This window comes from Streptomyces humidus (assembly GCF_014649655.1).
Classification (GTDB): Bacteria; Actinomycetota; Actinomycetes; order Streptomycetales; family Streptomycetaceae; genus Streptomyces; species Streptomyces humidus.
In genome coordinates this window covers 157,708-177,431 of the sequence record NZ_BMTL01000004.1, presented here as the reverse complement: position 1 = coordinate 177,431, position 19,724 = coordinate 157,708, and the positions used below count along the sequence as shown (strand labels likewise).

Genomic DNA, 19,724 nt, shown 5'->3' with positions numbered 1-19,724 from the left:
TGCGAGTGCGAATCGGGACCTGACTCCCAAGTAGCCAAGGGTTGACACCTGGAAGCGCTGAGTGCCTCCGTGAGCCTCTTGGAGCCCCCTTCCGTATATCGGGACCCGGAAGAGACCGGTTGAGGGCGGCACATGCGGACTCAGGTACCGGCAAACCCCCATCAGTGTCAGTGCTACCGGTAGACTGGAAGCCAATCCCGCCCCGAACGTGGGGACCGCCCGGGAAAAGCTGAGCAACGCTGATCAAGGCTTACCAACGCAACATGCCGCAGCCGCTCCGGCAACCCGCCGACGAGCCTGGCTGGTGCTGTGCCAGAAAGGGCGCTTCGTGGCCGATTCCGGCAACCCCAACGAGAACATCCCGTCCACCGACGCCGGCGCGAACAGCGAGGCACCCGCCTCGTCTGGCCACGAGGTCACCGCCTCGTACGACGCCAGTGCCATTACCGTCCTCGAGGGCCTGGACGCAGTCCGCAAGCGACCCGGTATGTACATCGGTTCGACCGGTGAGCGCGGTCTGCACCACCTCGTCTACGAGGTCGTCGACAACTCGGTCGACGAGGCGCTGGCCGGTCACGCGGACACCATCGACGTGACGATCCTGGCCGACGGCGGCGTACGGGTCACCGACAACGGCCGTGGCATCCCCGTGGGCATCGTCGCCTCCGAGGGCAAGCCGGCCCTCGAGGTCGTGCTGACCGTGCTGCACGCGGGCGGCAAGTTCGGCGGCGGCGGCTACGCGGTCTCCGGCGGTCTGCACGGCGTCGGCGTCTCCGTCGTCAACGCGCTGTCGAGCAAGGTCGCGGTCGAGGTCAGGACCGACGGCCACCGCTGGACGCAGGACTACAAGATGGGCGTCCCCACGGCGCCGCTGGCCAAGCACGAGGCCATCGAGGACACCGGCACGTCGGTCACCTTCTGGGCCGACGCCGACATCTTCGAGACGACCGAGTACTCCTTCGAGACGCTGTCGCGGCGCTTCCAGGAGATGGCGTTCCTCAACAAGGGCCTGACGATCAAGCTCACCGACGAGCGCGAGTCGGCGAAGGCCACCGCCGGGGCGGACGAGGCGGGTGCGGACGAGAAGGACGAGGTCAAGACCGTCACGTACCACTACGAGGGCGGCATCGTCGACTTCGTGAAGTACCTCAACTCCCGCAAGGGCGAAGCGGTGCACCCGACGGTCATCGACCTGGAGGCGGAGGACAGGGACAAGAGCCTGTCCCTCGAGGTCGCCATGCAGTGGAACAGCGGTTACAGCGAGGGCGTGTACTCCTTCGCCAACATCATCCACACGCACGAGGGCGGCACCCACGAGGAGGGCTTCCGCGCGGCGTTGACGAACCTGGTCAACAAGTACGCGCGCGACAAGAAGCTGCTGCGCGAGAAGGACGACAACCTCACGGGCGACGACATCCGCGAGGGTCTGACGGCGATCATCTCGGTCAAGCTGAGCGAGCCGCAGTTCGAGGGCCAGACCAAGACCAAGCTGGGCAACACGGAGGCCAAGACCTTCGTGCAGAAGGCGGTCTACGAACACCTCAACGACTGGCTGGACCGCAACCCGGTCGAGGCGGCGGACATCGTCCGCAAGGGCATCCAGGCTGCCACCGCGCGCGTGGCGGCCCGCAAGGCCCGCGACCTGACGCGCCGCAAGGGTCTGCTGGAGTCGGCGTCCCTGCCGGGCAAGCTCTCCGACTGCCAGTCGAACGACCCCACCAAGTGCGAGATCTTCATCGTCGAGGGAGACTCCGCCGGCGGTTCGGCCAAGTCCGGCCGCAACCCGCAGTACCAGGCGATCCTCCCGATCCGGGGCAAGATCCTCAACGTCGAGAAGGCGCGGATCGACAAGATCCTGCAGAACCAGGAGATCCAGGCGCTGATCTCCGCCTTCGGCACGGGCGTGCACGAGGACTTCGACATCGAGAAGCTGCGGTATCACAAGATCATCCTGATGGCGGACGCCGACGTCGACGGCCAGCACATCAGCACCCTGCTGCTGACCTTCCTGTTCCGCTTCATGCGGCCGCTGGTCGAGGCCGGGCACGTGTACCTCTCCCGCCCGCCGCTCTACAAGATCAAGTGGGGCCGGGACGACATCGAGTACGCGTACTCCGACCGCGAGCGCGACGCGCTGATCGAGATGGGCCGTCAGCGCGGCAAGCGGGTGCGCGAGGACTCGATCCAGCGCTTCAAGGGCCTCGGAGAGATGAACGCCGAGGAGCTGCGCATCACGACGATGGACCAGGAGCACCGTGTCCTCGGCCAGGTCACCCTCGACGACGCCGCCCAGGCCGACGACCTGTTCTCGGTCCTCATGGGCGAGGACGTCGAGGCGCGGCGCGCCTTCATCCAGCGCAACGCCAAGGACGTCCGCTTCCTCGACATCTGAGTCGGTCTCAGCTGACCGCACCAGGAAGGATCCCCACCAGCAATGACCGACGAGAACACTCCCCTCACGCCTGAAGAGGGCGGCGACATCGCCATGCGCATCGAGCCCGTCGGGCTCGAGACGGAGATGCAGCGCTCGTACCTCGACTACGCGATGTCCGTCATCGTCTCCCGCGCGCTGCCGGACGTCCGCGACGGCCTCAAGCCCGTCCACCGCCGGGTGCTGTACGCGATGTACGACGGCGGCTACCGGCCCGAGCGCGGCTTCTACAAGTGCGCCCGAGTCGTCGGCGACGTCATGGGCAACTACCACCCGCACGGCGACAGTTCGATCTACGACGCGCTGGTGCGCCTCGCCCAGCCGTGGTCGATGCGCATGCCGCTCGTGGACTCCAACGGCAACTTCGGATCGCCGGGCAACGACCCGGCGGCGGCCATGCGGTACACCGAGTGCAAGATGGCGCCGCTGTCGATGGAGATGGTCCGCGACATCGACGAGGAGACCGTCGACTTCACGGACAACTACGACGGCCGCTCCCAGGAGCCGACCGTCCTGCCGGCCCGTTTCCCGAACCTGCTGATCAACGGCTCGGCCGGCATCGCCGTCGGCATGGCGACCAACATCCCCTCGCACAACCTGCGCGAGGTCGCGTCCGGCGCCCAGTGGTACCTGGAGAACCCGGAGGCCTCGCACGAGGAGCTCCTGGACGCGCTGATGGAGCGCATCAAGGGCCCCGACTTCCCGACCGGCGCGCTCGTCGTGGGCCGCAAGGGCATCGAGGAGGCGTACCGCACCGGCCGCGGCTCGATCACCATGCGGGCGGTCGTCGAGGTCGAGGAGATCCAGAACCGCCAGTGCCTGGTGGTCACCGAACTGCCCTACCAGGTCAACCCGGACAACCTCGCGCAGAAGATCGCCGACCTGGTGAAGGACGGCAAGATCGGCGGCATCGCGGACGTCCGCGACGAGACGTCGTCGCGCACGGGCCAGCGTCTGGTCATCGTGCTCAAGAGGGACGCCGTCGCCAAGGTCGTCCTGAACAACCTGTACAAGCACACGGATCTGCAGACGAACTTCGGCGCCAACATGCTGGCGCTCGTCGACGGCGTTCCGCGCACCCTGTCCCTCGACGCGTTCATCCGCCACTGGGTGACGCACCAGATCGAGGTCATCGTCCGCCGTACGCGCTTCCGGCTGCGCAAGGCCGAGGAGCGGGCGCACATCCTGCGCGGCCTGCTGAAGGCCCTGGACGCCATCGACGAGGTCATCGCGCTGATCCGGCGCAGCGACACCGTCGACATCGCGCGCACGGGCCTGATGCAGCTCCTGGAGATCGACGAGATCCAGGCCAACGCCATCCTCGAGATGCAGCTGCGCCGACTGGCCGCCCTGGAGCGGCAGAAGATCATCCAGGAGCACGACGAACTCCAGGCGAAGATCACCGAGTACAACGCGATCCTCGCGTCCCCGGTGCGTCAGCGCGGCATCGTCAGCGCCGAACTCGCCGCGATCGTCGAGAAGTACGGCGAAGACCGCAAGACGATGCTGGTGCCCTACGACGGCGACATGTCCATCGAGGACCTCATCGCCGAGGAGGACATCGTCGTCACCGTCACGCGCGGGGGCTACGTCAAGCGCACCAAGACCGACGACTACCGCGCCCAGAAGCGTGGCGGCAAGGGCGTGCGCGGCGCGAAGCTGAAGGAAGACGACATCGTCGACCACTTCTTCGTCTCCACCACGCACCACTGGCTGCTGTTCTTCACCAACAAGGGCCGCGTCTACCGGGCGAAGGCGTACGAGCTGCCCGACGCCGGGCGGGACGCGCGCGGTCAGCACGTCGCGAACCTGCTGGCCTTCCAGCCGGACGAGGCGATCGCCGAGATCCTCGCGATCCGCACCTACGAGGTGGCGCCGTACCTGGTCCTGGCCACCAAGGGCGGACTGGTCAAGAAGACGCCTCTGAAGGATTACGATTCGCCGCGTTCCGGTGGCGTCATCGCGATCAACCTCCGTGAGACGGAGGACGGTTCCGACGACGAACTGATCGGAGCCGAACTCGTGTCGGCCGACGATGATCTGCTTCTGATCAGCAAGAAGGCGCAGTCGATCAGGTTCACCGCCACGGACGAAAGCCTGCGGCCCATGGGCCGTGCGACCTCGGGCGTCAAGGGCATGAGCTTCCGCGAGGGAGACCAGCTGCTCTCGATGAATGTTGTTCGACCCGGTACGTTCGTGTTCACTGCCACAGACGGCGGGTACGCGAAGCGGACCGCCGTCGACGAGTACCGCGTCCAGGGTCGCGGCGGTCTCGGCATCAAGGCCGCCAAGATCGTCGAGGACCGTGGTTCCCTCGTCGGCGCGCTGGTGGTCGAGGAGACGGACGAGATCCTCGCCATCACGCTGGGCGGCGGTGTGATTCGTACGCGAGTCAACGAGATCAGGGAGACGGGCCGTGACACCATGGGCGTCCAACTGATCAACCTGGGCAAGCGCGATGCCGTCGTCGGCATCGCACGTAACGCCGAGGCGGGGCGCGAGGCGGAGGAGGTCGACGGCGACATCGCCGTCGACGAGACCGCCGACGGCGCCACGACCGCCGGCACGGACGAGGGTGAGGCGCCCTCGGACGAGTAGCACGAGGAGTGAGTCATCGTGAGCGGAGCCACGGGCGCCGGTACGTCTGCCGGTACGGACAAGAGCGGCGGCGGCCGTGGCTCCGCCTCGCCCGAGAGGGACGCGCGTACGACCGACGCGCGGGGCGCCGGGGGCGTCGAGGGGGGTGCGGCGGACACCCACACCACGCAGCTGAAGGCCATCAAGGCGCCCGTGGCCGGCTCGCCCTCCTCGCCCTCGACCGACACGCAAGGCTCGAAGGGATCCCAGGGGGGAACCGTGACGGACACCCGAGGCTCACAGGCCAAGCAGCCCGAGGCGTCGCCGCTCCCCGGTGAGCGGCAGCCGCAGCAGCCCGCCGGGCCCTACCACCCGCCGCAGGCCTACCCGCCGCAGGCGGCCCCGGCGACCGCCGGCGCGGTACGAAGGCCTCGGACCGGCGTCCGCACCGCGCCCCGCGTACGCAAGGCGCGTCTGCGCGTGGCCAAGGCCGACCCGTGGTCGGTGATGAAGGTCAGCTTCCTGCTCTCCATCGCGCTGGGCATCTGCACGATCGTGGCGGCGGCCGTGCTGTGGATGGTCATGGACGCGATGGGCGTCTTCTCGACGGTCGGCGGCACGATCTCGGAGGCGACCGGCTCCAACGAGTCGAACGGCTTCGACCTCCAGTCGTTCCTGTCGCTCCCCCACGTCCTGATGTTCACGGCGATCATCGCGGTCATCGACGTCGTCCTCGCGACGGCCCTGGCGACCCTCGGCGCGTTCATCTACAACCTCTCCGCGGGCTTCGTCGGCGGCGTGGAACTGACGCTGGCCGAGGACGAGTGACCTGGCCCTCCTGGCGGCCCCGCACCCGCGCCGAGAGCCCCGCGACTATCGATTTTGGGACTGCCCAGGTCGTGCGCTAATCTTCAGGAGTCAGCGCGCGGGACACACACCGCACAGCGCGGCGGGGCTATAGCTCAGTTGGTTAGAGCGCATCCCTGATAAGGATGAGGCCACAGGTTCAAATCCTGTTAGCCCCACCAGCCAGAAGACCCCCGGACCATCGGTCCGGGGGTCTTTTGACACCGTCAGCCGACACCAACGGGGCTCGGACGGCTGCGATCAACCGACGAGCGGGCCTTCCCGGCAGCTCTGCGGCGTAGCCAGGGCCTGCCGCTAGCTGTCCCCCAAAGACGTGGCGGGCGAGCCGGACCGTGATGCGGCGGACGCCGGCCTGCCTCACGAGGCGATCGAAGGTCGGGCGCAGCCCGACGCCACTTCTGAGCTCCTGCCGATGATTCCGTTCGGCAGGCCCTCGGCGAAGAACGGACATCGCGTCGTCCGTCTGCGGGCTCGGTGTGGGGCGGGGAGTCCGGAGTGTGGATATGGCGAAGGCCCGGGGGCTCCTGGGGGAGCTGCCGGGCCTGTCCATGCGGGCTGTACGCAAGTTCGCCGTTACGTCTACGTCTACGTCGGTGCCGGGGTCTGTTTCGGCGTCGGGAAGACGCCGGGGGATCAGCGCTGGAGAGGGATGGCCGGTTCGGCGAGGTCGGCCGACTCGCAGGAGGCCTCGTTCTGCTCGGCCTGTTCCGTGTCGGGGAGACCGCGGTGGCGACAGCTGGGGGACTTCCCGTGGGCCTCGGCGCGAATGCGCTGCTTCATCGTCGGGGGAAGAGAGCGGGCCTGGGACCAGAGCCAGGGCGACGAGGCCGTCGGCCAGGCCGGCGTGTGCACGGTGGCGGTCCCGCTTCCGCTGGTGTGCGCCGGCTCGCTCTGCGTCGGCTCGGTCCTCGCCGTCGCCGTGGCGGCGGTCGTCGTGATCAGTCCGAGCGCCGTGCACAGTGCCAGAACGGCGGTGACGACGGCGGTCCACAGCTTCATGACCCGGTTCTCGGTCATGGCCCCTCACTTTCGGGTTGGTCGATTTGCGTACTTTCCTCATGATGTGTATGGACGCCGTGAAGTGGTGGACCGACGCTCGCGGCGTGGCGTTGTTCTGATGAACACCACTCGGATGGCCGCAAGAGGGCAGAAAAGGGGAGGAGGCGGGTCTTCGAGGGTGATGTCGGGCGAAAATCACCGTCCGTGGAGGTGTGATCACCCTCCGATCGGAGCGGCGCCGCCTGCGTCTACTGAGCTGCCGAAAGCGGGAGTTGAGGGCGGGACGCAGGTCACCGATCGGTATCGGCCGGTGTGTATAGTCGGGCGCCAGAGGTCCCCAACGTCAAGGAAAGACGAGGTCGCGCGGTGAAGAAGCTTCTCCTGGTCGCACTGGCCGCTATCGGCGGGCTCCTCGTGTACCGCCAGATCCAGGCGGATCGCGCCGAGCAGGATCTGTGGACGGAGGCGACTGACTCCGTGCCCACGGGTTCGTGAGTATCGATACCGAAAACTGAGCAGACCCCGGCCGCCGTAGCGGTCGGGGTTTTGTGTTGCACGAGCGCCCGAGCGGAGTTAGAAGCGGGCTTTTCGGACGCCTGTCCGCAATGCACGGGTGCCGTGGATGCGGGCGGGGCAGGATGGCCCACGTTCGGTCGAAGACGAGGGGGCGGGGTCGATGGACCGGCGTGCGGGGCGGCGGAGCGGGCGACGCGGGGCTGCCGGGTGGCGGACCGTCGTACGGATCACGGCCGTGGGCGCAGCGCTCTGCGCGTCGTCGGCGCCGCTGCCCGGACCGGCCGCCGTGGCCGCGCCGGACGTCACGGCATACGCCTACTCCGACGACGCCCGCACCGTCCAGGCCGCCACGGGCACCACCGGCGCCGCAGGGCTGGAACCCGGCGCGACCTACCGGAGTTCCCTCTCCCTCTCCTCCCCGGCCGGAAATCAGGGCCGGAGCCCGGACGAGAGTCAGGGGCAGGGCCACGGGCAGGGGGAGAATCAAGGGAGAGGGACGGGGGGAGAGGCCGCGAAGGCCTACTTCCGGCTCGAGCTCGACGACGTCTCGAACGTCTATGTCGCCGTCACGGCCATCCCGCGCGCGGGATCCGAGCTCGCCGTCGGCGACGGGATCAGCGTCTCCGTGCAGGACGCCGACAGCACCGCCTGCTCCCGCGACTCGGCGATCATCGGGGCGTCCAAGAGCCCGCAGCCGATCACGGCATGGGGGGCACGCGAGCTTCTGCCGGGCAGGGGGTCGTGCCACGGGGCCGGGACGTACTACGTCGTCGTCGAACGCACCAGAACCAGAGCCGGAGCGAGTGCCGGTACCGGTGCGAGCGCCCGTGAGGAACCGTGGGAGCTGGAGATCGCGCCCGTCTCCGAGCCGGCGCTCAGGACGGCCGTCGCCACGAGCGTGCCCGAGGAGTGGGACTCCGCCACCCCCACGCCGCCCACCGGTGCGCCGGTGACCGTCCGGGGCGGGGCCGGCTTCGCCAAGGCGACCGCCGTGGAACAGGGCGTCTGGCGCGACGAGATCGTCCCCGGACAGACCCTGTTCTACAAGGTCCCCGTCGACTGGGGCCGTCAGATGTCCGCCTCCGTCGACCTGGGCAGCGCGGACAAGGACTCCGGCTATGTGGTCGACGCCCTGGACATGACGCTCTACAACCCGGTGCGAGCCGAGGTCAAGGACGTGAGCGTCGGCTACGGCGGCCGCCAGAAGTCGGCGGCACTGGCGCCGGTACCGCCGGTCCGGTACGTCAACCGGTACGCGTCCGCGAGCGCGACGAAGGCACTGCGGTTCGCCGGCTCCTACTACCTGGTGGTGCACCTCGCCGCCCAGGTCGACGACCGTTTCGGAGCGGGCCCCTACGGGCTGACCCTGCGCGTGCGGGTCGGCGGGAGCACACAGGCCGCGCCGGGCTACGCCGGGCGGTCGGCGCCGCGAGGGTTCTTCGACGTCGGCGCACGCGATCCCGAGCTCTCGGCGGGTCCGGGGCTGACGAGCGGTAACGCCTCCGGAGGCGCCGGCGCGTCGGACGGCGAACCCGCGATGAAGGCGGTCGCCGTGGGCGGCATCGGTGCCGGAAGCGTGCTGCTGGCGGTGCTCGGAGCCTGGACGCTGACCGCTCGGCGCAGGGCCGCGGCTCAGATGCGCGCCAACGCCCAGAACCCCACGGCGTAGCAGACCAGCGCGAGGAGCAGCATCGGCACCGCGATCTTCGCAGGCGGGCCGGGACGCCCACGACGCACCGCGCGGTGCCCTCGCCGACGTCCGCCGTACTGCGAGGCCTGTGGGGCTGGTGGGACCGGTGGGGCTTGAAGGGGCTGTGGGGACTGGCCGGACTGGGGGCTTCCGGGGTCCTGCGCGGTGTACGAGGCGGTGGAGGAGTCCGGGTGGGGGCCGCCGCGCGAGGGCGGCGCGAACGGCGGCTCCGGCGTGTAGGAGGGCGCGGGGGAGCCGAGGGGGGCCTGGTGCGGTGGGGTCGGCAGGGACGCGGGCGGGGGTGCGTAGGCGGGTGGACGAGGGGCGGGGGGCAGCGTTGGCGTGGGCGACTGCACGGGCGTGGGGGAGGAGGTTCCCGTCGGTTGCGGCGGCGGCAGGTGGAAGCTCCCGGTGTCCGACATGGAGGGATGCGCGGCCCGCCGTGGATCGATCGGCACGGAGTCGGTGCCGGGCCACGCCGATTCGGAACCGCTGCCGGTGCCGGTGCCGCTTCCGGTGCCTGGGGCTGTGCCGTTGCCGGTACCGGGAGCGGCGCCGAACCCGAACCCGGGGCCGGGGCCGACGTCGGCAACGGCCGGAGCACTGGTTCCGGGCCACGCCGCACCGGACGGAAGGGATCCGCTGCCCGCAGGGGCCGACTCGGGGGCGATCATCTCCGGCCGCGAGGGCAGAGATCCGGCGTCCGGACGGGCCGCACCGGAGGAGGCGCCGGAAGCGAGGCCCGGCCGGGCGGGCGCAGAGCCGACGCCCCGCGCGGGAGCCGAGGGGCCCTCGGGTCCGAACCCCATGGGAAGAGGCCCCAGTTGGTCGAAGATCTCGATCGTCTCGTCGTCCGGGCCCGGCTCGGGCAGCAGCTCGACGGCGGCGGCGAGCGCCTTGCGCGCCCCCGTGGCCGAGCGGAAACGTGCCTGCGGATCCGGTTGCAGCAGAGTCGCCACGACCTGCCACAGCGGTTCCGGAACGGTCTTGGGGGCGCTCGGAGTCCCGTGTTCCGTGAAGTACTCGACGAGCGCCTTGGCGTCCGGCTTGGCGCCTTCCAGCAGATACAGCGCCACCAGACCGACGGCGAACAGGTCGGCGGGGAAGTCCGGATCGGCGCCCAGCATCTGCTCGGGCGCGAGGTAACCGGGCGTCCCCACCACGAGGTTGGTGTCCGTCAGGCGCGGCTCGCCCAGCCGCATCGCGATGCCGAAGTCGGAGAGCCGCAGGCGCGGCCGTCCGGTGCCGGTGGCCTCCAGCAGGATGTTGGCCGGTTTGATGTCGCGGTGCACGACCCCTTCCGCGTGAACCGCCGTGAGCCCGGCGAGCAACTGGTCGAGCAGGGTGCACACGAACAGCGGTGCCAACGGCCCGTAGTCGTTGACGAGATGGACCAGCGAACCCCCCGAGACCAGGTCCATCGTGAACAGGACCTTGTCGTCGTCGGCGGCCCAGCTCGCGGGGGCCAGCACATGGGGATGGTCGATCCGCAACGCCTGTTCGCGCACGAAGCGCAGCAGCGCGTGCGCGTCGCTCTGCTGGAGCACCTTGGCGGCCACGTAGCGGCGTCGGCGGTGGTCCCAGGCGCGCCAGACCGCGCCGACCCCTCCTCGACCGATCGGATCGGCCAGTTCGTACCGTGCGGCGAAGACCTCACCCATGGCAGTGCGTCGCTCCTCCCCCTCGGTGCCCCTCGGTCCCCCTCATACCCCTGACCCGCTCACCCCCTGGCCGCACCGGCCCCTCTTCGAGGAGCCCCTCTTCTGCGACTTCCCCCGTGAGCAGCGATACGACCCCCCGTGGCGAGCTGCACGACCCCCCGTGCCTGCTGCCGTGCGTGCCGCGTCGCACCTTCCCCCGACCGCTCGTCCCCCGCTGCTGGTCCCCCGACTGCTCGTCGCCCGCCCGGCTGCCGAACCCCCTTCGGCGACCGGGCCGAGGGCTCAGTTCTGGTGGGACTGGTAGTGCGCGACCGCGTCAGAGGTCCGGCCGGCGCCGTACACCCGGAGGAACTCTGCCAGTTCCGGGTGGGTCGGGGCGAGGGTGTCGGCGGCCTCGATGATGTCGCCCGCGGCGGCCACCGAGCGCAGCAGGGACTGGATCTCGCGGACCACCCGCTTGACCGTGGGCGCCCCCGAACTGTTCGTCGTGTGTGTGGTGTTGCTGAGCACCGAACCCCCTTGGGACCGCTTGATCTCGTCCATGCGCTCGGTCGCCTCGGCGGCGCTGACGCTGCCGTCCGCGACCTGCGCCGCCAACTCCTGCAGCAGCTGCACCCGTTGCACCACGGCCGGGTTGCCGATCTTCGCCCGCTGACCGCTCATCAGCTGCGACAGCATCGGCGCCGACAGTCCCAGCACCCCCGCGAGACGAGCCTGGTTGAGACCAAGATCGTCGATGAGCTTACGGAAGAGCGCCCCCAGCGGCTCCCCGTACCAGTTCCGCTGCAGTTCCCGCGCTCTCGCGGTCGCTTCCTGCTGTGCGGCGTCCATTTGCGTCTCCCCATCGCTTCCCCAGAAACGCGGTTCGCTGTAGCGAACCGCGTTTCTGCATCCTACGGAGAGTGGTCATCCGCGGGGACCCCCCATCTTTTTGCGAGATACCCGGGGTGACCCGGTACTCTGGTCTGCGACGCCCGCCGGTACGAGGTCTGCACCGGCCGGACGTCTGTCGAGGGGCCTTAGCTCAGTTGGTAGAGCGCTGTCTTTGCATGGCAGATGTCAGGGGTTCGACTCCCCTAGGCTCCACACGAAGAAGACCCCTCCTGCCTGCGTCTACGCAGGTGGGAGGGGTCTTTTCGTCGTAGCAGGGGCCGGTGCGGCAGGGGAGGCGTGCGCGAGCCGCTTCGCCGTCCGCGCCGCGCAGTGCCCGGCGGCGGCCGCTCAGCTGCGGTCGTCGCGATTCGCGGCCTCCTCCTCGTTCTGCTTGGCCTGCACATCCGGGTCCAGGACGGCGGGGTTCTCGCTGCCGTCGACGGCGGTCAGGCCGCCCGAAGCGGGAACCTCCGTGGCCGCGGGCGGCTCGACGAGCCAGTCCGGGTTGGCCTGCTTGTCCCACCACTTCCAGGCCGCGAAGGCACCGCCGCCGATCACGCCGAGCACGGCGAGGGCCTTGGCGAGCTTGCCCGCCTTGGCGCGACGCCGGTGCTTGCGCACCAGCTTCTCGATCTCCTTCGGCGTCACCTGACCGCGCAGGGCGGCCAGCGCGGCGACGCCACGGGCGGCGGCCTCTTCCTTCACGGGTCCGGCCGCGGCGACGGCCTGCTCGATCCGCGGCCGGGAGTACTCGGCGGCCTGCCGTGCGGCCAGGCGGGTGCGGGCGGCCGCTTCCTGTGCGACATGGTCGACCTTCGGCGGGACATGCGTCTTCGCCTGCTCCAGGCGCGGGGCGACGTGGGCGCCATACTGCACGCGGGCCTGTTCGGCGGCCTGCGACACCTTGGGCGCCAGCCGTACGCGGGCCTCATGCGCGTAAAGCGCGGCCCGCTCCTTGGCCGTGTCGGCGTAGGGCGCCACCACTTCCGCGGCGTGCAGCACGCTGTCCTTCGCCGAGCCGGTCGCGGCGCGCACGCTCTCGATGCGGGTCACGTGTTCCTCCTCCTCGGTGGCGTACGGTATTTCGACTTTCCACCCTTTTACGGATCATGCCTGCCGAGGGCCTTCTCGGCATGTGCGGACACGCATCCGGGTGCTCATACCGGGCAATGGCATACGCATTCGGGTCAGGTTCCGGGCAATGGCAACAGAGCGTCGACAGAACGACAAATCCGACGATGCCACGGATCGGCCCCGACCGCTCCCGGCCCGGGCGACCCGGACGCGATGTGCGTACCCGATCCGTCGGTTCCGGTTCCGGAACGAGCCGTCCGGCGTCGCCTGCCCCGGACCGTGCGAGGATCGGGGCGTCACAGGAACAACGGAAGGCAGATCGTGGCCGAACAGCTGTACGCCACCCTGAAGACCAACCACGGCGACATCCAGATCCGGCTCTTCCCGGACCACACCCCGAAGACGGTCAGGAACTTCGTCGAACTCGCCACCGGTGAGCGGGCGTGGGTCAACCCCGAGACGGGTGCGAAGTCCACGGACAAGCTGTACGACGGCACGGTCTTCCACCGGGTGATCAGCGGATTCATGATCCAGGGCGGTGATCCGCTCGGCAACGGCACCGGCGGTCCCGGCTACCAGTTCGAGGACGAGTTCCACCCCGATCTGCGCTTCGACCGGCCCTACCTGCTGGCCATGGCCAACGCCGGTCCGGCCACCAACGGCTCGCAGTTCTTCATCACCGTCTCGCCCACGGCCTGGCTGACCCGTAAGCACACCATCTTCGGCGAGGTCACCGACCCGGCGAGCCGGAAGGTAGTGGACGCCATCGCCGCCACCCCGACCAACCCGCGCACCGACCGCCCGCTGACAGACGTCGTCATCGAGTCGGTCGTCGTCGAGACCCGCCAGGTCTGAGCGGGCCCAAGCGCTGATCCGAGGCCCAGGGGCTGGTCAGGGCCGGTCCGAGCGCCCAGGCGCCGGGTCCGGCGGGCCGAGCCGCCGGGGCCGAGGCCGGGACCGGCGTCCCGCGCGGAACCCGCCGGCCCGCCCGGCCCTCCGCCCCCGGGAACGCCGCCCGGGAACATCCCCACCCCCGGGAACCATGCGCCCTGCTCGTCCGTAAGGATGGGCAGGGCGGTTCCTTTCCGACCCCGCCCTCGCACGACTCATCTGGGGGAGCCCATGGACCAGGCGCCTGGCAGCCGGCAGAACGACGCCCACAACGGCCTGCCCGTCTGCTACCGGCACCCCGACCGGGAGACCGGCGTCCGCTGCACCCGTTGCGAGCGCCCGATCTGTCCGGCCTGCATGGTCAGCGCCTCCGTCGGCTTCCAGTGCCCGACCTGCGTCCGCGAGGGCTCCGGCACCGGGCACGCGCCCGACGCCTCGCGGCCCCGCACCCTCGCGGGCGGCACGATCGCCGCCGACCCCCACCTCGTCACCAAGGTCCTCATCGGCCTCAACCTCGCACTGTTCCTGGTCCAGCAGGCCGTCGGCGACAACTTCACCGACCGCTTCGACCTGATCGGCCGCGCGATCATGCCCGCTCTCGGGTACGGCACGCTGCAGGGCGTGGCCGAGGGTCAGTGGTACCGGCTGCTGACCTCGATGTTCCTGCACCTGAGCTACATCCACATCCTGTCCAACATGCTCAGCCTGTGGTGGATCGGCGGTCCGCTCGAAAAGGCCCTCGGCCGGGCCCGCTACATCACGCTGTACCTGGTGTCCGGCCTGGCCGGCGGCGCGCTGACGTATCTGATCGCCGCTCCCAACGAGGCCTCGCTCGGCGCGTCCGGCGCCATCTTCGGTCTCTTCGGGGCGCTCGCCGTGCTGGTGCGCCGGCAGCGCTATGACATGCGGCCGGTCATCGCCCTGCTGGTGATCAACCTGGTCATCACGTTCGGCTGGGCGGGAATCGCCTGGCAGGCGCACATCGGCGGCCTGGCCGCCGGTCTGGTCGTCGGCACCGCCATGGTCTACGCCCCGCGTGAGCGCCGTGCCCTCATCCAGTACGGGGCCTGCGCGCTGATGCTCGCGGCGGTCCTGGTCGTGACGCTCCTGAGGACTGCTCAGCTCACCTGAGCGGTTCGTTGTCCACAGACTGTGCCGAATCTTGTGCACAACGTGCGGGAACAACTGTGCCCCCTGACACTGACCGATGTTCATGCAGGTCAGGCAGGGGGCGAACAGTCTTTCGAGTGAGGGTGGCGGCCAGTACTTCTGTCACACCGGCGTCAACCTCCGATGAGTTATCCACAGATCGTCTTTCTTTTCCCCATGTGGAAAACTGCTGTGGATAACTCAGTGGATAGCCCTGGGCAGAGCTGCTCGCACTACTTCCACTGGGTGGAGACGCCGAAGCCGGCGGCGATGAACCCGAAGCCCACGACGATGTTCCAGTTGTCCAGCTGGTCGATGGGCAGCGAGCCGTCGGTGACGTAGAAGACCACGATCCAGGCCAGTCCGATGAGGAACATGGCCAGCATCACGGGTGCGACCCAGGCGCTGCTGTTCAGCTTGATCGCGGTCGCCTGCTTCGCGGGAGGCGGCGTGTAGTCGGCCTTCTTGCGGATACGTGACTTCGGCACGAGGGTCTCTCCTGTCGATGCGCTGCGTGGCCGCGCAGGTGCTGGGTCGGGCTCGGGGGCTGCGTACTAGGGGACTGAGGGGCTCCCCCGGGCGTCCGTTAGCGTAGTGCTTCTACGGCGCTGAAGGAGATAAGGGTACGTTGAGCAATTCTGCCGACTCCCCCCGGACGGGATCAACGGGTTCCACCCCGGATCCCACCCCCGTTTCCCCTCCCGTCCCCTCCCGCGCCCCCTCGGCCGACCGCAGGGGCGGCTTCCGGCCCGTGCGCGTGCTCACCGTGGGCGTCTTCGCGCTCGCCGGACTGCTCTTCTTCACCAGCTTCACCACCGCCAAGGGCACCAACATCCGCACGGACGCCTCCCTGCTGAAGCTGTCCGACCTGATCCAGGAGCGCAGCAAGAAGAACGGCGAGCTGGACGAGACCAACGGCGCCCTGCGTGACGAGGTGGAATCGCTCGCCGAAGCCGACGACGGCAGCACGAAGGCCCAGGACGACAAGCTCGCCGGACTGGAGAAGAGCGCGGGCACCCAGAAGCTCCGGGGCGAGGCGATCACCGTGACGCTCAACGACGCCCCGCCGAACGCCACCGCCAAACTCCCGGGCTATCCGGAGCCGCAGCCCGACTACCTGGTCATCCACCAGCAGGACCTGCAGGCCGTGGTGAACGCGCTGTGGCAGGGCGGCGCCCAGGGCATCAAGGTCATGGACCAGCGGTTGATCTCCACCAGTGCGGTCCGCTGCGTCGGCAACACCCTGATCCTCCAGGGCCGTGTCTACTCGCCGCCGTACAAGATCCAGGCGGTCGGCGACCCGCGGAAGCTGCAGCAGGCGCTCGCGGACGCCCCGTCGATCCAGAACTACATGGTGTACGTGAACGTCTACGGCCTCGGCTGGAAAGTCACGGAGGACGGGACGGTGACTCTGCCGGGTTACTCGGGCACAGTGGATCTGCACTATGCCAAGCCTGTGGAGTAGTCGAGCGACGGCCGCCGGGGGCGCCTGTGTCGGTGCGGGTCATCGTCAGGACGTTCAGCGAGCTGTGCATCACGGCCGGAGCGGTCATCGTCCTGTTCGTCGCCTACGTGCTGTTCTGGACCGGCGTGCGGGCCGACCTGGCCATGGACGACCAGATCGACGCCCTGCACGACCAGTGGGCCCGGCAGGCGCCGCGAGCAGCCCCGAGCACGAGCCCGGCCGCCGGCGCCGGCAGCGGGAAGGCAGCCCCGGCGGCGCCGTACCGTGACGGCCGGCCCTTCGCGGTGGTGTACATCCCGCGTCTTGGTTTCACGTGGAACAAGCCGGTGCTGGAGGGCACGGCGACCGGCACCCTGAAGAAGGGGCTGGGGCACTACAGCGGGACCGCCCGGCTCGGGCAGACCGGGAACTTCTCGGTCGCGGGCCATCGCCGGACCTACGGCGACCCCTTCAAGGACTTCCCCGAGCTCAGGCGGGGGGACGCGGTGGTGCTGACGGACGGGACCACCTGGTTCACGTATCGGATCGACAAAGGCCCTGACAAAACCGTGCCCTCGGACGTCGAGGTGATCGACGCTGTGCCACGTAAGTCGGGGTATACGCGTCCGGGCCGGTATCTGACGTTGACCACGTGCGATCCGGAATGGGGGCACAGTCACCGGCTGATCGTCTGGGCGCACCTGGACTCCACACAGCCCGTGGAGGCAGGCGAACCGGAGGCCTTGCGCCGTTAGTCTGGTGGCGTACGGCGTGAGTCAGGTGCCGTGGTGCGACGGAAGGGACGGCATGTACGGCTGGATCTGGCGGCATCTGCCGGGAAACGCGTGGGTGAAGGCGCTGATCTCGATCATGCTGATCGTGGCCGTGGTGTACACGCTCTTCCAGTACGTCTTCCCGTGGGCCGAACCGCTGCTTCCCTTCAACGATGTGACGGTGGACAACCAGTGAGCGCGCGCATTCTCGTCGTCGACAACTACGACAGCTTCGTCTTCAACCTGGTCCAGTACCTGTACCAGCTGGGCGCCGAGTGCGAGGTTCTGCGCAACGACGAGGTCTCCACTTCCCATGCCCAGGACGGGTTCGACGGCGTTCTGCTCTCGCCCGGTCCGGGCACGCCCGAGGAGGCCGGTGTCTGTGTCGAGATGGTCCGCCACTGCGCGGCCACCGGGGTGCCCGTTTTCGGCGTCTGTCTGGGCATGCAGTCGATGCAGGTGGCGTACGGCGGGGTCGTGGACCGGGCGCCGGAGCTGCTGCACGGCAAGACCTCGCCGGTGGAGCACGAGGGCAAGGGCGTCTTCGCGGGTCTGCCCAGCCCCTTCACCGCGACCCGCTACCACTCGCTGGCCGCCGAGCCGGGGACTGTGCCGGCCGAGCTCGAGGTGACCGCCCGTACGCACGACGGGATCATCATGGGTCTGCGCCATCGTGAACTGCTCGTCGAGGGCGTCCAGTTCCACCCGGAGTCGGTGCTGACCGAGCACGGGCACCGGATGCTGGCCAACTGGCTGGAGGAGTGCGGCGACCAGGGCGCGGTGGCGAGGTCGGCGGGGCTCGCCCCGGTGGTGGGCAGGGCCACGGCGTGACCGCGCTGCGCCCCGAGCGCAAGGACTCGTACGGCGCCGCGCCGTACGAGTCCTTCGGCGGTGACCCTTACGGAGGATCCGGAGCCGCGGGCGGGGCCGGGCCCGAGGCCGGCCTCGGGCCCGGGGCCGACCCCCGTGCGGGGGAGCCGTACCGGCCGCCGCTCGACGACGAGACGGTGGCGCTGCGCATCCCGCCGGCGCCGGCGTTCGGCGGTGGCCCCATATCCGCCTCTGGCGCGCCCGTGGCCTCTCCGGTCCCTGGAACCCCGGCGGGCGGACGTGCGGCCCGCAGGAAGGCAGCCAAGGGCCGTCATGGGCGTCATGGCGTGCATGGCGGCCACGGCCATGGTGAGGTCTCCGAGGCATACGACGGGCCCGACGCGCCGTCCCAGGACGAGCGGCCCCTGTCCCGCGTCGAGGCCCGGCGCCGGCAGCGGGCCCGCAAGCCGAGCGCGGCGGTCGTCGCCAGCCGGGCGGTCGGCGAGGTGTTCATCACCACGGGTGTGCTGATGCTGCTGTTCGTCACGTACCAGCTGTGGTGGACGAACGTGCGGGCCCACGCGCAGGCGGACAAGGAGGCCAGTAGCCTCCAGGACGACTGGGCGAGCGGCACGCGGGCCCCGGGGGCCTTCTCGCCGGGGCAGGGCTTCGCCATCCTGCACATCCCCACGCTGGACGTGGTGGTGCCGATCGCTGAGGGCGTGAGCAACAAGAAGGTGCTCGACAAGGGAATGGTGGGGCACTACGGAGAGGGCCCGCTGACGACGGCGATGCCGGAGGCGAAGACGGGAAACTTCGGGCTCGCGGGCCACCGCAACACGCACGGCGAGCCGTTCCGGTACATCAACCGGCTGCAGGCGGGCGACGACATCGTCGTCGAGACCCAGGACGAGTACTTCGTCTACAAGATGACGTCCTTGCTGCCGGTGACCGCGCCGAGCAACACCAGCGTGCTCGATCCCGTCCCGCCGGGCTCCGGGTTCACCCGTCCGGGCCGGTACATCACACTCACCACCTGCACCCCGGAGTTCACCAGCAAGTACCGGCTGATCGTCTGGGGCAAGATGGTCGAGGAACGGCCGCGCAGCAAGGGCAAGCCGGACGCGCTCGTCGAGTAGGCGCGGGGACCGGGTGGCATGCCTCGGGTGGGCATGCAGTCGAGTAGGGGCAGATTGAACGTGGCAGCGACCACCGGCGACACCGATCACGAAGAGCATGCGCGCCTGGAGGCGTCCCGGCCCGGGCCGCGGCGCCGAGGGCGCGGCCGGATCGCCTTCGCCGTCAGCGTCTTCGGTGAACTCCTCATCACGGCAGGCCTGGTGCTGGGCCTGTTCGTCGTCTACTCCCTGTGGTGGACCAACGTCGTCGCCGACCGGCAGGCGCACCGGCAGGGTGACAAGGTGCGCGACAGCTGGGCCCAGGAGGACACCGGTCCTGGGGCGCTCGACACCAAGGACGGCATCGGCTTCCTGCATGTGCCCGCGATGAGGAACGGCGAGGTGTTGGTCGAGAAGGGCACGTCGTCGAAGGTTCTCAACGAGGGCGTGGCCGGCTACTACACCGAGCCCGTCAAGTCCGCCCTGCCGATGACGGGCAGGAAGGGCAACTTCACGCTCGCCGCGCACCGTGACGGCCACGGCGCGAAGTTCCACAACATCGACAAGCTGGAGAAGGGCGACCCGATCGTCTTCGAGACGAAGGACGACTGGTACGTCTACAAGGTGTACGCGGTCCTGCCCGAGACGTCGAAGTACAACGTCGAGGTGCTCGGTGGGATCCCGAAGGAGTCCGGCAGGAAGAAGGCCGGCCACTACATCACGCTGACGACCTGCACGCCGGTGTACACGAGCCGCTACCGGTACGTGGTCTGGGGCGAGCTGGTCCGGGTGGAGAAGGTGGACGCGCACCGGACGCCGCCGAAGGAGCTGGGGTGAGGCGATGGGCCTCT

Annotated in this window: 18 protein-coding genes and 2 tRNA genes; 15 read left to right on the top strand and 5 right to left on the bottom strand. The window is 69.4% G+C overall.

Going from position 1 to position 19,724, the window contains the following annotated elements; genetic code table 11:
- The first annotated feature begins 304 nt into the window (after window positions 1-304).
- The 4 genes from gyrB to IE239_RS05885 all read left to right on the top strand — a co-directional run bounded on the left by gyrB (window position 305) and on the right by IE239_RS05885 (window position 6,036).
- Window positions 305-2,392, top strand: a complete 2,088-nt coding sequence (gene gyrB, locus IE239_RS05900; RefSeq protein WP_190148182.1) for a DNA topoisomerase (ATP-hydrolyzing) subunit B — start codon at window positions 305-307, stop codon at window positions 2,390-2,392.
- Window positions 2,393-2,434: 42 nt separating this feature from the next.
- Window positions 2,435-5,029, top strand: a complete 2,595-nt coding sequence (gene gyrA / locus IE239_RS05895; protein ID WP_190148181.1) for a DNA gyrase subunit A — start codon at window positions 2,435-2,437, stop codon at window positions 5,027-5,029.
- Window positions 5,030-5,047: 18 nt separating this feature from the next.
- Window positions 5,048-5,836 carry a DUF3566 domain-containing protein gene (locus tag IE239_RS05890; RefSeq protein WP_190148180.1) on the top strand — a complete coding sequence of 263 codons (789 nt, stop codon included), beginning with the start codon at window positions 5,048-5,050 and terminating at the stop codon, window positions 5,834-5,836.
- 123 nt (window positions 5,837-5,959) lie between these two features.
- Window positions 5,960-6,036, top strand: a tRNA-Ile gene (locus tag IE239_RS05885).
- Between the two features lie 472 nt (window positions 6,037-6,508).
- Here the strand turns inward: IE239_RS05885 and IE239_RS05880 are convergent.
- Window positions 6,509-6,892, bottom strand: a complete 384-nt coding sequence (locus IE239_RS05880) for a DUF6344 domain-containing protein (RefSeq protein ID WP_190148179.1) — start codon at window positions 6,890-6,892, stop codon at window positions 6,509-6,511.
- 348 nt (window positions 6,893-7,240) lie between these two features.
- On the opposite strand from IE239_RS05880, the gene IE239_RS05875 reads away from it, so the two are divergent.
- The gene (locus tag IE239_RS05875; RefSeq protein ID WP_003999697.1) at window positions 7,241-7,369 is read left to right on the top strand and encodes a DLW-39 family protein; all 129 of its coding nucleotides are present in this window, start codon (window positions 7,241-7,243) and stop codon (window positions 7,367-7,369) included.
- A 256-nt stretch (window positions 7,370-7,625) separates the two neighbouring features.
- Window positions 7,626-9,059 (top strand): hypothetical protein, encoded by a 1,434-nt coding sequence (locus IE239_RS05870; protein ID WP_229877832.1) that lies wholly within the window; start codon window positions 7,626-7,628, stop codon window positions 9,057-9,059.
- Here IE239_RS05870 and IE239_RS05865 read toward each other — a convergent pair.
- Both IE239_RS05865 and IE239_RS05860 read right to left on the bottom strand, forming a co-directional pair.
- On the bottom strand, window positions 9,023-10,741 hold the full coding sequence (locus tag IE239_RS05865; RefSeq protein ID WP_190148177.1) for a serine/threonine-protein kinase: 1,719 nt from the start codon (window positions 10,739-10,741) through the stop codon (window positions 9,023-9,025). The genes IE239_RS05870 and IE239_RS05865 overlap by 37 nt on opposite strands.
- A 282-nt stretch (window positions 10,742-11,023) precedes the next feature.
- Complete coding sequence (locus IE239_RS05860) at window positions 11,024-11,572, bottom strand: helix-turn-helix domain-containing protein (RefSeq protein ID WP_190148176.1); 549 nt, start codon at window positions 11,570-11,572, stop codon at window positions 11,024-11,026.
- Between the two features lie 182 nt (window positions 11,573-11,754).
- On the opposite strand from IE239_RS05860, the gene IE239_RS05855 reads away from it, so the two are divergent.
- Window positions 11,755-11,827 (top strand) — tRNA-Ala (locus tag IE239_RS05855).
- Window positions 11,828-11,962: 135 nt separating this feature from the next.
- Here IE239_RS05855 and IE239_RS05850 read toward each other — a convergent pair.
- Window positions 11,963-12,667, bottom strand: a complete 705-nt coding sequence (locus IE239_RS05850; protein ID WP_190148175.1) for a DUF5324 family protein — start codon at window positions 12,665-12,667, stop codon at window positions 11,963-11,965.
- A 342-nt stretch (window positions 12,668-13,009) separates the two neighbouring features.
- Between IE239_RS05850 and IE239_RS05845 the strand changes: the two genes are divergently transcribed.
- On the top strand, window positions 13,010-13,543 hold the full coding sequence (locus tag IE239_RS05845) for a peptidylprolyl isomerase (RefSeq protein ID WP_190148174.1): 534 nt from the start codon (window positions 13,010-13,012) through the stop codon (window positions 13,541-13,543).
- Window positions 13,544-13,810: 267 nt separating this feature from the next.
- The gene (locus IE239_RS05840; RefSeq protein ID WP_190148173.1) at window positions 13,811-14,710 is read left to right on the top strand and encodes a rhomboid family intramembrane serine protease; all 900 of its coding nucleotides are present in this window, start codon (window positions 13,811-13,813) and stop codon (window positions 14,708-14,710) included.
- Window positions 14,711-14,961: 251 nt separating this feature from the next.
- Here IE239_RS05840 and crgA read toward each other — a convergent pair whose 3' ends face one another.
- The gene (gene crgA / locus IE239_RS05835) at window positions 14,962-15,216 is read right to left on the bottom strand and encodes a cell division protein CrgA (RefSeq protein WP_190148172.1); all 255 of its coding nucleotides are present in this window, start codon (window positions 15,214-15,216) and stop codon (window positions 14,962-14,964) included.
- Between the two features lie 140 nt (window positions 15,217-15,356).
- On the opposite strand from crgA, the gene IE239_RS05830 reads away from it, so the two are divergent.
- Genes IE239_RS05830 through IE239_RS05805 form a run of 6 tightly spaced genes read left to right on the top strand, consistent with a single transcriptional unit; the run spans window position 15,357 to window position 19,710 of the window.
- Complete coding sequence (locus IE239_RS05830) at window positions 15,357-16,193, top strand: DUF881 domain-containing protein (protein WP_190148171.1); 837 nt, start codon at window positions 15,357-15,359, stop codon at window positions 16,191-16,193.
- A gap of 32 nt (window positions 16,194-16,225) precedes the next feature.
- Window positions 16,226-16,927, top strand: coding sequence for a class E sortase (locus tag IE239_RS05825; protein ID WP_190148170.1), 702 nt, complete (start codon window positions 16,226-16,228; stop codon window positions 16,925-16,927).
- Between the two features lie 16 nt (window positions 16,928-16,943).
- Complete coding sequence (locus IE239_RS05820; protein WP_176741366.1) at window positions 16,944-17,141, top strand: hypothetical protein; 198 nt, start codon at window positions 16,944-16,946, stop codon at window positions 17,139-17,141.
- A complete protein-coding gene (locus tag IE239_RS05815) occupies window positions 17,138-17,776 on the top strand; it encodes an aminodeoxychorismate/anthranilate synthase component II (protein ID WP_190148169.1) in 639 nt (212 codons plus the stop codon). The genes IE239_RS05820 and IE239_RS05815 overlap by 4 nt, the downstream gene beginning before the upstream one ends.
- Window positions 17,773-18,894, top strand: coding sequence for a class E sortase (locus tag IE239_RS05810; protein ID WP_190148168.1), 1,122 nt, complete (start codon window positions 17,773-17,775; stop codon window positions 18,892-18,894). The genes IE239_RS05815 and IE239_RS05810 overlap by 4 nt, the downstream gene beginning before the upstream one ends.
- A 33-nt stretch (window positions 18,895-18,927) precedes the next feature.
- Window positions 18,928-19,710 (top strand): class E sortase, encoded by a 783-nt coding sequence (locus IE239_RS05805; protein ID WP_190148167.1) that lies wholly within the window; start codon window positions 18,928-18,930, stop codon window positions 19,708-19,710.
- The last annotated feature ends 14 nt before the right edge of the window (window positions 19,711-19,724 follow it).

What these genes read in the sequence shown, in the direction of transcription:
- gyrA (WP_190148181.1), top strand. Translation starts at nt 2,435, where the DNA reads ATGACCGACGAGAACACTCCCCTCACGCCTGAAGAGGGCGGCGACATC.
- IE239_RS05880 (WP_190148179.1), bottom strand. Translation starts at nt 6,892, where the DNA reads ATGACCGAGAACCGGGTCATGAAGCTGTGGACCGCCGTCGTCACCGCC.
- IE239_RS05865 (WP_190148177.1), bottom strand. Translation starts at nt 10,741, where the DNA reads ATGGGTGAGGTCTTCGCCGCACGGTACGAACTGGCCGATCCGATCGGT.
- IE239_RS05860 (WP_190148176.1), bottom strand. Translation starts at nt 11,572, where the DNA reads ATGGACGCCGCACAGCAGGAAGCGACCGCGAGAGCGCGGGAACTGCAG.
- IE239_RS05840 (WP_190148173.1), top strand. Translation starts at nt 13,811, where the DNA reads ATGGACCAGGCGCCTGGCAGCCGGCAGAACGACGCCCACAACGGCCTG.
- IE239_RS05805 (WP_190148167.1), top strand. Translation starts at nt 18,928, where the DNA reads ATGCAGTCGAGTAGGGGCAGATTGAACGTGGCAGCGACCACCGGCGAC.